11 protein-coding genes and 1 riboswitch are annotated in these 13,214 nt (G+C 69.9%); of the genes, 7 read left to right on the top strand and 4 right to left on the bottom strand.

Annotation, left to right across the window (positions count from 1 at the left end):
* The first annotated feature begins 100 nt into the window (after positions 1–100).
* A complete protein-coding gene (gene nagB, locus ACZ7D7_RS01110) occupies positions 101–886 on the top strand; it encodes a glucosamine-6-phosphate deaminase (RefSeq protein WP_470821357.1) in 786 nt (261 codons plus the stop codon).
* A 93-nt stretch (positions 887–979) separates the two neighbouring features.
* Here the strand turns inward: nagB and ACZ7D7_RS01115 are convergent, their stop codons facing one another.
* From ACZ7D7_RS01115 to ACZ7D7_RS01130, 4 genes are all read right to left on the bottom strand, one after another.
* Complete coding sequence (locus ACZ7D7_RS01115) at positions 980–2,488, bottom strand: glycoside hydrolase family 3 protein (RefSeq protein ID WP_470821358.1); 1,509 nt, start codon at positions 2,486–2,488, stop codon at positions 980–982.
* 9 nt (positions 2,489–2,497) lie between these two features.
* Positions 2,498–3,328 (bottom strand): carbohydrate ABC transporter permease, encoded by an 831-nt coding sequence (locus tag ACZ7D7_RS01120; RefSeq protein ID WP_470821360.1) that lies wholly within the window; start codon positions 3,326–3,328, stop codon positions 2,498–2,500.
* Entirely contained in the window at positions 3,325–4,311 is a 987-nt protein-coding gene (locus ACZ7D7_RS01125; RefSeq protein ID WP_470821361.1) for a carbohydrate ABC transporter permease, read from the bottom strand. The genes ACZ7D7_RS01120 and ACZ7D7_RS01125 overlap by 4 nt, the downstream gene beginning before the upstream one ends.
* An 82-nt stretch (positions 4,312–4,393) precedes the next feature.
* On the bottom strand, positions 4,394–5,671 hold the full coding sequence (locus ACZ7D7_RS01130; protein WP_470821362.1) for an extracellular solute-binding protein: 1,278 nt from the start codon (positions 5,669–5,671) through the stop codon (positions 4,394–4,396).
* A gap of 400 nt (positions 5,672–6,071) precedes the next feature.
* Between ACZ7D7_RS01130 and ACZ7D7_RS01135 the strand changes: the two genes are divergently transcribed.
* From ACZ7D7_RS01135 to ACZ7D7_RS01160, 6 genes are all read left to right on the top strand, one after another.
* The gene (locus ACZ7D7_RS01135; RefSeq protein ID WP_470821364.1) at positions 6,072–6,836 is read left to right on the top strand and encodes a GntR family transcriptional regulator; all 765 of its coding nucleotides are present in this window, start codon (positions 6,072–6,074) and stop codon (positions 6,834–6,836) included.
* A gap of 112 nt (positions 6,837–6,948) precedes the next feature.
* Entirely contained in the window at positions 6,949–7,224 is a 276-nt protein-coding gene (locus ACZ7D7_RS01140; protein ID WP_470821365.1) for a DUF3311 domain-containing protein, read from the top strand.
* Complete coding sequence (gene mctP / locus ACZ7D7_RS01145; protein WP_470821367.1) at positions 7,221–8,849, top strand: monocarboxylate uptake permease MctP; 1,629 nt, start codon at positions 7,221–7,223, stop codon at positions 8,847–8,849. The genes ACZ7D7_RS01140 and mctP overlap by 4 nt, the downstream gene beginning before the upstream one ends.
* A gap of 80 nt (positions 8,850–8,929) precedes the next feature.
* Entirely contained in the window at positions 8,930–9,436 is a 507-nt protein-coding gene (locus ACZ7D7_RS01150; RefSeq protein WP_470821368.1) for a GNAT family N-acetyltransferase, read from the top strand.
* A 3-nt stretch (positions 9,437–9,439) separates the two neighbouring features.
* Positions 9,440–9,601: riboswitch (cobalamin riboswitch) on the top strand.
* A gap of 121 nt (positions 9,602–9,722) precedes the next feature.
* Entirely contained in the window at positions 9,723–12,074 is a 2,352-nt protein-coding gene (locus tag ACZ7D7_RS01155) for a ribonucleoside-diphosphate reductase subunit alpha (RefSeq protein ID WP_470821370.1), read from the top strand.
* The gene (locus ACZ7D7_RS01160) at positions 12,074–13,081 is read left to right on the top strand and encodes a ribonucleotide-diphosphate reductase subunit beta (RefSeq protein ID WP_470821371.1); all 1,008 of its coding nucleotides are present in this window, start codon (positions 12,074–12,076) and stop codon (positions 13,079–13,081) included. The genes ACZ7D7_RS01155 and ACZ7D7_RS01160 overlap by 1 nt, the downstream gene beginning before the upstream one ends.
* Positions 13,082–13,214: the final 133 nt, after the last annotated feature.

Consider the following 13,214-nt stretch of genomic DNA (forward strand, 5'->3'; position numbering starts at 1 on the left):
GAACCCTGGGAGGAAGGGGCCCAGCTCTGTTAGATTGGTCTAAACCACATCGCCCCTACGGGTCCGGTTGAGTCCCCCTCTTCAGATCGGCAGGCCCAGCGTGGAAGTTGTCATCGTTCCGGACGCCAAGGCCGGCGGCGAGCTCGTCGCCGAGGCCATGGCACAGCTGCTCCGGCGCAAGCCCGACGCCCTGCTCGGCGTGGCCACCGGCTCGACGCCGCTGCCCGTGTACGAGGCGCTGGCCGCCAAGACGCGGTCCGGTGCCGTGGACACCTCCCGGGCGCGGATCGCCCAGCTCGACGAGTACGTGGGGCTGCCGGCGGACCATCCGGAGTCGTACCGTTCGGTGCTGCGGCGCGAGGTGCTGGAGCCGCTCGGCATCGGGATGGACAAGTTCCTCGGCCCGGACGGCACGGCGCGGGACGTGCAGGGAGCGTGCGAGGCGTACGACCGGGCGCTCGCCGAGGCCGGCGGAGTCGACCTCCAGCTGCTCGGGATAGGCACCGACGGGCACATCGGGTTCAACGAACCGTGCTCGTCGCTGGCATCGCGCACGCGGATCAAGACGCTGACCGAGCAGACGCGGGTGGACAACGCGCGCTTCTTCGACGGCGACATCGAGCAGGTGCCGCACCACGTCATCACGCAGGGCATCGGCACGATCCTGGAGGCGCGGCACCTGGTGCTGCTGGCCACCGGCGAGGGCAAGGCCGACGCGGTCGCGGCGACCGTCGAGGGGCCGGTCGCGGCGGTGTGCCCGGCGTCGGCGCTGCAACTGCACCCGCACGCGACGGTCGTCGTGGACGAGGCCGCCGCGAGCAAGCTGAAGCTGGCCGACTACTTCCGCCACACGTACGCCAACAAGCCGGACTGGCAGGGGATCTGACCTCCCCGACTCATGCAGAAGGCGCCGGTCCCCCCGTGGAACCGGCGCCTTCTGCGTGAGGAGGCGGGCTGTGGGTGTGAAGGCGGGCCGCCCTCACACCCCGGCGATGATCTCCGCCGCCGCTCTGCCGCAGACGCGGGCCGCGCCGTGGGTGGCGATGTGGAGGGCGCCCCTGGGGGTGGCCTGGGGCACGCCCATCTCGACCACCACCGTGTCGGGACGGGCCGCGAGCAGGGTGTCGAGGGCCGCCGCCATCCACGGGTGGCGGTGCTCGTCGCGGACGACGGCCACGACGCGCCGCTGCCCGGCCGCCGCCAGTGCCTCGTGCCCGGCGTCCGCCCCGACGAAGCTGCCGGTCTCGGTGCCGGGGAGCAGGCGGAGGAGTTCCGCCGCCACGCCCCACGGCGTCTCGTCACCGACGGCGATGTTCGCGACGGGGGTGAGGGCAGCGACGTAGGGCGCCTCGGTGAGCGGCGTGAACGTCCCGGCGCCGGTCACGGCGAGCGCGCGGCGCGCGGCACGCAGGCCCACGGGGTCGGCGTCGGTCCCGCCCCGGTCGGCGAGGTCGCGCACGCTGTCGGCCGCTCCGGCCGCCGCCGTCCAGCGGGCGAGGCGGCGTACGCGTTCGGCCGCGTCGGCCAGGCGTTCCTCGGGGAGTTCGCCCGTGCGGACCGCGTCGACCAGGGCGTCGCGGAGGCGGCGTACCGTCTCGTCGTCGGCGAGGCCGCCGCCCACGCAGATCGCGTCGGCCCCGGCGGCGACGGCGAGGACGCTGCCGCGTTCGATGCCGTAGGTACCGGCGATGGCCTGCATCTCCATGCCGTCGGTGACGATCAGGCCGTCGTAGCCGAGTTCGCCGCGCAGCAGGTCGGTGAGGATGCGCCGGGAGAGGGTCGCGGGGCGGTCCGGGTCGAGCGCGGGCACGAGGATGTGCGCGCTCATCACGGCGCGGGTCCCGGCGGCGATCGCGGCGCGGAACGGGGCGAGTTCGCGGTCGGTGAGCACCGAGGGGTCCGCGTCGATGCGCGGCAGCGCGTGGTGGGAGTCGACGGCCGTGTCGCCGTGGCCGGGGAAGTGCTTCGTGCAGGCGGCGACGCCGGCCGACTGCAGGCCGGTGACGTAGGCGGCGGTGTGCCGGGCGACGAGGGCGGGGTCGGCGCCGAAGGAGCGGACGCCGATGACCGGGTTGCCGGGGTTGGAGTTGACGTCGGCGGAGGGGGCCCAGTTGAGGTTGACTCCGCAGGCCGCGAGGCGTCGGCCGAGTTCGGCGGCCACCTCACGCGTCAGCTCCACGTCGTCCACGGCGCCCAGGGCGTGGTTGCCGGGGAAGGAGGAGCCGGCCCGCACCTCCAGGCGGGTGACGTCGCCGCCCTCCTCGTCTATGGCGACCAGGACGTCGTCGCGCTCTGCCCGCAACTGGGCGGTGAGTGCAGCGAGTTGCTCGGGCGAGGCGATGTTGCGGCCGAACAGGCCGACCGAGGCGAGGCCCTCGCCGAGGCGGCGCAGCAGCCAGTCGGGGGCGGTGGTCCCGGTGAACCCGGGCTGGAGGACCGTCAGCGCGTCGCGCGTGAGGGTGTCGGTACCGCTGGCGAATGTCGTCATCGGGTGGCGTTATCCCTTCACGGCGCCGGCGGTGAGGCCGCTGACGGCTCTGCGCTGGAGGAAGACGAAGAGGATCAGGACGGGAATGGCGAAGAGGGACGAGGCGGCCATGGTCGCACCCCAGTCGTTGCCGAAGACGGTCTGGAAGCTGGTCAGCCACAGCGGCAGCGTCTGGGCCCCGGCCTCCTTGTTGAGGACCAGGACGAGCGGGAGTTCGTTCCAGGCGGTGATGAAGCCGAACATCGACGTCGACATCAGGCCGGGCGCGAGCAGCGGCAGGATGACGCGGCGGAAGGCCTGGTTGCGGGTGCAGCCGTCGACCATCGCGGCCTCCTCCAGTTCCCGGGGCACGGCGGCGACGAAGCCGCGCAGCGTCAGGATCGTGAAGGGCAGGATCATCATCGTGTAGAAGGCGGTCAGCGGCACGAGGCTGTTCAGCATCGAGGCGTCCCGCACGATCATGTACATCGCGATGATCATGACTTCCCAGGGTGCCATCTGGGCCAGCATGAAGCCCACGACGAAGCCGCGCCGCCCCTTGAACCGCATCCGTGCCAGGGCGAAGGCACCGGCCAGCGCGATGACCAGGGAGAAGACGACCGCGCAGACGGTCACGGTCAGGGAGTTGAGGACGAACGTCCAGAAGTTGTCGGCGTCGGTCGCGGTCCTGAAGTGCTCGAGGGTGACGTCGGTCGGGAACCAGACCGGGTTCTCGGAGATGATGTCGCCGGTCGGTTTGAAGGCCGTGGCGAACATCCAGTAGACGGGGAAGACGAAGCCGGCGAACAGGACGACGGCCGTGGCGTTGGGCCACAGGCGGCCGAAGAGCGAGCGCTTCACAGCTCGTCCTCCTCTTGCTTGAGCACGATCCGCAGGTAGTAGGCGGTGAGGCCGAGCAGGATCAGGATGGTCAGGACGGCGATCGCCGCGCCCATGCCGTAGTGCTGGTTGCCGACGCCCTCGACGTAGGCGTAGACGGGCAGGATCTCGGTCTGCCGGTCGGGGCCGCCGCCGTTGATGGTGAAGACCTGGACGAAGGCCTTGAAGACCCAGATGATCTCCAGGAACGTCGTCGCGAAGACGAACGGCCGCAGGAAGGGCATGGTCACGGTCCTGAAGCTGCGCCACGCCCCGGCGCCGTCCAGGGCCGCGGCCTCGTACAGCTCCTTGGGGATCGTGGTGGTCGCCGCATAGAGGTTGAGGGCGACGAACGGGATCGACATCCACACGATGAGCAGCGTGACGACGAAGAAGGTCGACAGCTGGGTGCCGGTCCAGCTGTAGTCGGCCATGGAGTGCCAGCCGAGCTTGTCCAGCACCCAGTTGACGACGCCGAAGCGCTGCGCGAAGAGCCACTGGTAGACGGTGCTGGCGGCGACCACGGGCATGGCCCAGGCCAGGACCAGGCCGAGCAGCAGCGTGACCCGCATCCGCCTGCCGAGCCGGGCGAGCAGCAGGCCGACCAGCGTCCCCGCGATCATGATCAGGACGACGTTGACGGCCGTGAACAGGATCGAGCGGAGGGTGACGCGCCAGAAGTCCTCGCCGGTGAGGACCTCCTTGTAGTTGTCGACGCCGTTCCACTCGGTGACGTGCTGGATCAGCTGCGTCATGTTCAGGTTCTGGAACGACAGCAGCACGTCCTTGAGCAGCGGCCAGCCGAGCAGCAGCACGGTGGCCGCGCAGGCGGGCAGCAGCAGGAGGTACGGGGCGAGCGCGCCGAAGCGCGACGCGGCTCGGGGTGTGGGGCGGCCGGCTCCGCCGCCGTCCGCCTTGCGGACGTCCGCCGGGCCGGAGGGCGGCCGTTCGGTCTGCACGGTCATGCTCGCGATCTCTCTTCTCGACCTGCGTACGGTCGCCGGGGCGGGACCGCGCGACGGCGGCCCCGCCCCGGCTCGAGCTCCCCTACTGCTGCTGTGCCAGACGCTTGTTGAACTCGTCCTCGACCTGCTTCGCGGCGGCGGCCGGGGACTTGCCGTTCAGAACGGCGGTCATGTACGTCTTGATCGGGTTCGGGGCGTTCTCGACGGCGGCCCACTCCGGGATCAGCGGCGTGGTGCCACCGCCCGCGGCGGCCGGCGCGGCGGCCTCGGCGACGGCGTTGCCCTCCAGGTTGCTCTGCAGCGACTCCTTGTTCGGGATGACGCCGTTGAGCTTGGCGAGCTGGCCCTCGAACTTGTCGGAGAGCGCGAGCTTCAGGAACTCCTTGGCGAGCTCCTGCTTCTTGCTGCCCGCGGCGACGGCGAGGTTGGAGCCGCCGACGAAGACACCCTCGGGCTTGTCGGCCGTGGCGCCGGGGATCGTGAAGTAGCCGATCTCCTTCTCGATCTTCGGGTTGGCCTTGATGGCGATGCCGGCTTCCCAGCCCATGCCGATGAAGGCGCCGACGTTGCCCTTGCCGAAGACCTCGCCCTGCTGCGGGGTGGCCTCGTCCTTGTCCTTGGGCGCCTTGGACAGGGCCTGGAACTTCTTGTAGGTCTCCATGGCGGCGGCGACCTTCGGGTCGGCCAGGTTGGAGACGTACTTGTCGCCTTCCTTCTTGACCAGTTCGGCGCCCTCGCCGATGGTCAGGCCGACGAAGTGGTACCAGTTCTGGCCGGGCAGGTAGATCGGCTCGGCGTCGGTCTTCTCACCGATGGTCTTCAGGGCGTCGTAGAACTCGTCCCGGGTCTTCGGGGTGCCCTTGATGCCGGCGTCGGCCCAGACCTTCTTGTTGTAGAGGACGACGCGGTTGGCGAAGTACCAGGGCGCCGCGTACTGCTTGCCGTCGAAGACCGACGACTCGTTGAGGGACTCGGTCCACTCGCCGCCGATCTCGGCCTTGATGTCGGCCAGGTCGGCGAGGCCGCCGGTCTTGGCGTAGGCCGGGGTCTGGGTGTTGCCGATCTCGAAGACGTCCGGCGGGTTCTCCTCCGACAGGGCGGTGGTCAGCTTCTGCTGGATGCCGTTCCACTGCTGGACCTCGAACTTGACCTTCGCCTTGGTCTTCTTCTCGAACTCGGCGGTCAGGTCCTTCTGCCACTGGTCGGGCGACGAGCCGTCCATCACCCACACGGTGAGGGTCTGCCCCTTGTAGCCGTCCGCTCCGGCCTTGCCCTCTTCGCTGCCGTCGTCGCCGCCGCACGCCGCGATGGAGACCATCATTGCCGCGACACCGATCGCGGATATCAGCTTGCGCTTCACGCCACCCTCCTCAGGGATGCCACAAACCCCCCTGCTCCCCGCGGTGACTGACGACCGCCCATGGGGCCGGGACCTGGACCAATGGTGTAGACCAGTAGGGGGAGCTTGGCCCAGACCAATAGGCCTGTCAAGGGTGTTCATGCGGGCTGCGGCGGTCCGTGATGCGACCGAGATATGCAAGAACCCTTCATCACACAAGCGACAGATCGGACGTACCACTGGTGCGGCACCCCGCTGCGCCGCCCGGGCCGGGTGGACTAGACCAGCGGGGGTCCCAGGGGTATACAGAAGAGATCACGGAGCCCACGGGGCAGATCCCCGCGCGCGGCCGTGCCACGATGTGAGCCGTGGCCGATCGGGATGTCGGTCGCTTCGGCACCCGAGGCCGGGAAGGCAGAGCATGAGCACCGACGTCAGCAGTGCGGAGAACGAGGGTGGGGCGACCGTCCGTACCGCGCGCGTGCCCAAGTACTACCGACTGAAGAAGCACCTGCTCGACATGACGGAGACGCAGGCACCGGGCACCCCCGTCCCGCCCGAGCGCACACTGGCCGCGGAGTTCGACACCTCGCGCACGACCGTCCGGCAGGCCCTTCAGGAACTGGTCGTCGAGGGGCGCCTGGAGCGCATCCAGGGCAAGGGCACCTTCGTCGCCAAACCCAAGGTGTCACAGGCGCTGCAACTCACCTCCTACACCGAGGACATGCGCGCCCAGGGACTCGAACCCACCTCGCAGCTCCTCGACATCGGCTACATCACGGCCGACGACCGGCTCGCCGAACTGCTCGACATCACGGCCGGCGGACGCGTGCTGCGCATCGAGCGGCTGCGCATGGCCAACGGCGAGCCGATGGCCATCGAGACCACGCACCTGAGCGCGAAGCGCTTCCCCGCGCTGCGCCGCAGCCTCGTGAAGTACACGTCCCTCTACACCGCGCTCGCCGAGGTGTACGACGTCCATCTCGCGGAGGCCGAGGAGACCATCGAGACGTCGCTGGCCACCCCGCGCGAGGCCGGCCTGCTCGGCACGGACGTGGGCCTGCCGATGCTGATGCTGTCCCGCCACTCCGTGGACCGGGAGGGCCAGCCGGTGGAGTGGGTGCGGTCCGTGTACCGGGGCGACCGGTACAAGTTCGTGGCGAGGCTCAAGCGTCCACAGGACTGAACAAATCCCGGGGACCGGAATCCGGACGAGGGGTTCCGTTCGGCGACCCCCTGACCTTAGATTTCCTGCGCGTTGTTGCATCAGGTGATCAGTGAGGGGACGGAGCCGCCACATGTCGCAAGCCCCAGAAGTGAACAGAGAGCCGGTGGTGACGCCCGTGCGCGTCGTCATCGCCCTCTGCCTAGTCGCGCCCTTCGTGGCGATGCTCTGGGTCGGTTCGTACGCGAAGACCGACCCCGCCTTCATAGGCATCCCGTTCTTCTACTGGTACCAGATGATGTGGGTCGTGCTGTCCACGCTGCTGACCATGGTCGCGTACAAGCTGTGGCAGCGTGACCAGCGCGGCCGCGCCGGGAACAAGGGCTCCGAGGGGGGTGCGGCGGAATGAAGGACGGCGTGAACGGCGTGGCACTCGCCGTCTTCATCTTCTTCTTCGTGCTCGTCACGGTCATGGGCTTCCTGGCCGCCCGCTGGCGCAAGGCCGCGAACGAGCACAGCCTCGACGAGTGGGGCCTGGGCGGCCGGTCGTTCGGCACCTGGGTCACCTGGTTCCTGCTCGGCGGCGACCTGTACACCGCGTACACGTTCGTGGCCGTACCGGCGGCGATCTACGCGGCGGGCGCGGCGGGCTTCTTCGCGGTGCCGTACACGATCCTGGTGTACCCGCTGATCTTCACCTTCCTGCCGCGGCTGTGGTCGGTGTCGCACAAGCACGGCTACGTGACGACGTCCGACTTCGTGCGCGGCCGGTTCGGCTCGAAGGGCCTGTCGCTGGCCGTCGCGCTGACCGGCATCCTGGCGACGATGCCGTACATCGCGCTCCAGCTGGTCGGCATCCAGGCCGTGCTGGACGTGATGGGGGTCGGCGGCGGCGAGAACACCAACTGGTTCATCAAGGACCTGCCGCTGCTGATCGCCTTCGGTGTGCTCGCGGCGTACACGTACTCGTCGGGTCTGCGGGCCCCGGCGCTCATCGCGTTCGTCAAGGACACCCTGATCTACATCGTGATCGCCGTGGCGATCATCTACATCCCGATCAAGCTGGGCGGCTTCGACGACATCTTCGCCAAGGCGGGCGAGGCGTTCTCGGAGACCAACCCGGCGACGGGCGCGCCGCGCGGCTCGCTGGTGCCGGCCGAGGCGGGCCAGTGGACGTACGCCACGCTGGCGCTGGGCTCCGCGCTCGCGCTGTTCATGTACCCGCACTCGATCACGGCGACGCTGTCCTCGCGCAGCCGTGACGTGATCCGCCGCAACACCACGATCCTGCCGCTGTACTCGCTGATGCTGGGCCTGCTGGCGCTGCTCGGCTTCATGGCGATCGCGGCCGGCATCAAGGTGCAGAACGGCCAGCTGGCGATCCCCCAGCTGTTCGAGACCATGTTCCCGGACTGGTTCGCGGGCGTGGCCTTCGCGGCGATCGGCATCGGCGCCCTGGTCCCGGCGGCGATCATGTCGATCGCGGCGGCGAACCTCTTCACCCGCAACATCTACAAGGACTTCATCAAGCCCGACGCGACCCCGGCGGAGGAGACCAAGGTCTCCAAGGTGGTCTCGCTGCTGGTGAAGGTGGGCGCGTTGGCCTTCGTCCTGACCATGGACAAGACGGTCGCGATCAACTTCCAGCTGCTGGGCGGCATCTGGATCCTGCAGACCTTCCCGGCCCTGGTCGGCGGCCTGTTCACCCGCTGGTTCCACCGCTGGGCGCTGCTCGCCGGCTGGGCGGTCGGCATGCTCTACGGCACGATCGCGGCGTACGGCGTGGCCTCCCCGACGCAGAAGCACTTCGGCGGCTCCTCGAAGGAGATCCCCGGCATCGGCGAGATCGGCTACATCGGTCTCACCGCGTTCGTGCTGAACGTCGTCGTCACGGTGGTCCTCACCTTCGTCCTCAAGGCCGCCAAGGCCCCCGAGGGCGTCGACGAGACCAAGCCGGAGGACTACACGGCCGACGCGGGCGACCCGGGCGTCCAGGTGGAACTCCCGCCGGCGACGGCGGGCTCGGCCCACTGAGGCCCGCCCCCAAGGAGAGCGACTCGGGCCGCCGGGAAAACCGGCGGCCCGTTGTCGTACCCGTCCGGCACACTCGCCGTATGGACATCGTGATCCGGCAGGCGCTGCCCGGCGAGTTCGAGACCCTCGGTGAGATCACCGCACAGGCCTACCTCCGTGACGGCCTGCTGGACTTCGGGGAGAGCGATCCCTACCTTGCCGAGTTGCGCGACGTCGCCAAGCGCGCGGCACACGCCGAGGTGCTCGTCGCCGCGCGGAACGACACCCTGCTCGGCGGCGTCACGTTCGTGCCGTCCGGCGGGCCGATGGCCGAGATCGCCGGCCCTTCGGAGGCCGCGATACGCATGCTCGCCGTGGACCACGCCGCCCGGGGCCGCGGGGTCGGCGAGGCCCTCGTGCGTGCCTGTGCCGACCGCGCCCGCGCCCTGCCGGGCTGCACGGGCGTGGTGCTCTCCACGCAGCGCACCATGCACACCGCGCACCGGCTCTACGAACGGCTGGGGTTCGTGCGCACGCCGGAGCTCGACTGGAACCCCCGGCCCGATCTCCTCGACATCCAGCTACTCGCCTACCGACTGACACTCTGACACAACATCTGGGGGTGCTTCGGCAGCCCGGCACAAGATGTATGCTCGTGCTCGCTGTCGCCGCAGGGGAATCCGGTGCGAATCCGGAACTGTCCCGCAACGGTGTACTCGCGTGTTTCCGCACGCCTGTCCAGTCCGAGGACCTGCCGACGGCGCGCCCGGCCGTCCGGCCCGGCGCATGACGTCCGGGCCTCGTGGAATGGGCCGGTGGACGCGACGCCGCGTGCGCTCGTGAGCTGCCCCCGTCCCTCGCCGAGGCCCCGTGCCGAGCGAGGGAGAGCCCCACGTGACCATCGCGCCAGCCGATCCGGCTTCAGCGACCCAGGTGCCCGACGACGGTCCGGGTGCCGCGTTGCTGCGGAACCTGACCGAGCTGACCGCCGACCTGCCCGACGCCGACCCCGGCCGGGTCGCCGCCGCGGCGCTGCGGGGCCGGTCGGCGCACGCGGACGAGGCCGAACTGCGCGAGCTGGCCACGGAGGCCGCCGCGGGCCTGATCTCGGAGGACCCCGCCTACTCGAAGCTGGCCGCCCGGCTGCTCGCGATCGGCATCCGCGCCGAGGCCGCCTCGCAGGGCGTCACCGTCTTCACCGAGTCCGTCGCCACCGGCCACCGCGAGGGCCTCGTCGCGGACCGGACCGCCGACTTCGTCCGCCTGCACGCGGCCCGGCTGGACGCGCTGATCGACCCGGCCGCCGACGACCGCTTCGGCTACTTCGGCCTGCGCACCCTGCACAGCCGCTACCTGCTGCGGCACCCGACCACCCGCAAGGTCGTGGAGACGCCCCAGCACTTCCTGCTGCGCGTCGCCGCCGGTCTCGCCGAGGACGACACGCCCCGCGCCGTGGACGAAGTCGCGGCGCTCTACCGCCTGATGAGCCGCCTCGACTACCTGCCCTCCTCCCCCACCCTCTTCAACTCCGGCACCCGGCACCCCCAGATGTCGTCCTGCTACCTCCTCGACTCCCCCAAGGACGAGTTGGACTCCCTCTACGACCGCTACCACCAGGTCGCCCGCCTCTCCAAGCACGCCGGCGGCATCGGCATCGCCTACTCCCGGGTCCGCGCCCGCGGTTCGCTGATCCGCGGCACCAACGGCCACTCCAACGGCATCGTCCCGTTCCTGAAGACGCTGGACGCCTCGGTCGCCGCCGTGAACCAGGGCGGCCGGCGCAAGGGGGCGGCCGCCGTCTACCTGGAGACCTGGCACGCGGACATCGAGGAGTTCCTGGAGCTGCGCGACAACACCGGCGAGGACGCCCGGCGCACGCACAACCTGAACCTGGCGCACTGGGTGCCGGACGAGTTCATGCGCCGCGTGAACGCCGACGAGCAGTGGTCGCTGTTCTCCCCGTCGGACGTGCCCGAACTGGTCGACCTGTGGGGCGCGGAGTTCGACGCCGCGTACCGGGCGGCGGAGGCGAAGGGCCTCGCGCGCAAGGCGCTGCCCGCCCGTGAGCTGTACGGCCGCATGATGCGCACCCTCGCGCAGACCGGCAACGGCTGGATGACCTTCAAGGACACCGCCAACCGCACCGCCAACCAGACCGCGACGCCCGGCCGGGTCGTGCACTCCTCCAACCTGTGCACGGAGATCCTGGAGGTCACCGACGACGGGGAGACGGCGGTGTGCAACCTGGGGTCGGTCAACCTCGGCGCGTTCGTGGCCGGTTCGGACATCGACTGGGAGCGGCTGGACGAGACCGTCCGCACCGCCGTCACCTTCCTCGATCGCGTCGTGGACATCAACTTCTACCCGACCGAGCAGGCGGGCCGGTCCAACGCCCGCTGGCGCCCCGTCGGCCTCGGCGCGATGGGTCTCCAGGACGTCTTCTTCAAGCTGCGCCTGCCCTTCGACTCCCCCGAGGCCCGCGCCCTGTCGACGCGCGTCGCCGAGCGGATCATGCTCGCCGCGTACGAGGCGTCCGCCGACCTCGCCGAGCGCAACGGCCCGCTTCCCGCCTGGGACGAGACCCGTACCGCCCGCGGCGTGCTGCACCCCGACCACTACGACGTCGAACTCGCCTGGCCGGAGCGCTGGGACGCCCTGCGGGCCCGTGTCGCGTCGGTCGGCCTGCGCAACTCCCTGCTCCTCGCGATCGCGCCGACGGCCACCATCGCCTCCATCGCGGGCGTCTACGAGTGCATCGAGCCGCAGGTGTCCAACCTGTTCAAGCGCGAGACGCTGTCGGGTGAGTTCCTCCAGGTCAACGAGTACCTGGTGCGGGAGCTGAAGCGGCTCGGGGTGTGGGACGCCCGCACCCGTGAGGCGCTGCGCGAGGCGAACGGCTCGGTGCAGGACTTCACGTGGATCCCGGAGGACGTCCGCCGGCTGTACCGCACGGCGTGGGAGATCCCGCAGCGCGGCCTGATCGACATGGCCGCCGCCCGCACCCCGTTCCTCGACCAGTCGCAGTCCCTGAACCTGTTCCTGGAGACGCCCACCATCGGCAAGCTCTCATCGATGTACGCGTACGCCTGGAAGCAGGGCCTGAAGACGACGTACTACCTGCGCTCGCGCCCGGCGACCCGCATCGCCCGCGCCGCCCGGGCCGCCACCGCCCTGCCGCAGGCGACCTCCGAAGAGGCCGTCGCCTGCTCCCTGGAAAACCCCGAGTCCTGCGAGGCCTGCCAGTAATGACCGACCAGAACCTTCTCGACCCCGGCTTCGAGCTCACCCTGCGCCCGATGCGCTACGCCGACTTCTACGAGCGCTACCGGGACGCCATCAAGAACACGTGGACCGTGGAGGAGGTCGACCTCCACTCCGACGTCGCCGACCTCGCCAGGCTCACGCCGGGCGAGCAGCATCTGATCGGCCGGCTGGTCGCGTTCTTCGCGACGGGCGACTCGATCGTGGCGAACAACCTGGTGCTGACGCTCTACAAGCACATCAACTCGCCCGAGGCGCGGCTGTATCTGTCACGTCAGCTGTTCGAGGAGGCCGTCCACGTCCAGTTCTACCTGACGCTGCTGGACACGTACCTCCCCGACCCGGAGGACCGCGCCGCCGCCTTCGCGGCCGTGGAGAACATCCCGTCGATCCGGGAGAAGGCCGAGTTCTGCTTCAAGTGGATGGACTCGGTGGAGAAGATCGACCGGCTGGAGACGCCGGCCGACCGCCGCCGCTTCCTGCTGAACCTGATCTGCTTCGCCGCGTGCATCGAGGGCCTGTTCTTCTACGGCGCCTTCGCCTACGTCTACTGGTTCCGCGGCCGGGGCCTGCTGCACGGTCTCGCCACCGGCACCAACTGGGTGTTCCGCGACGAGACCATGCACATGAGCTTCGCGTTCGACGTCGTCGACACCGTCCGCAAGGAGGAGCCGGAGCTGTTCGACGAGCAGTTGCGGCAGGAGGTCACCGACATGCTGCGGGAGGCCGTCGAGGCGGAGCTGCAGTTCGCGCGCGACCTGTGCGGCGACGGTCTGCCGGGCATGAACACCGACTCGATGCGGCAGTACCTGGAGTGCGTCGCCGACCAGCGTCTGGCACGGCTGGGCTTCGCGCCGGTGTACGGCTCCGAGAACCCGTTCTCCTTCATGGAGCTCCAGGGGGTTCAGGAACTGACCAACTTCTTCGAGCGGCGTCCGTCGGCGTACCAGGTGGCGGTGGAGGGCACCGTCGACCTGGACGAGGACTTCTGAGCCCTCGGCCGCGGGTCGGGCCGGCCGTCGAGCTGGCGGTCGATCCGGCGCTCGTGGCGCAGTCCCACGAGCGCCGGGCCGGCGAGGAGGGCGAAGAGGGCCAGGGCGGTGAGGTAACCGAGGAATGCGTTCA

This window comes from Streptomyces sp. NPDC037054 (assembly GCF_055606745.1).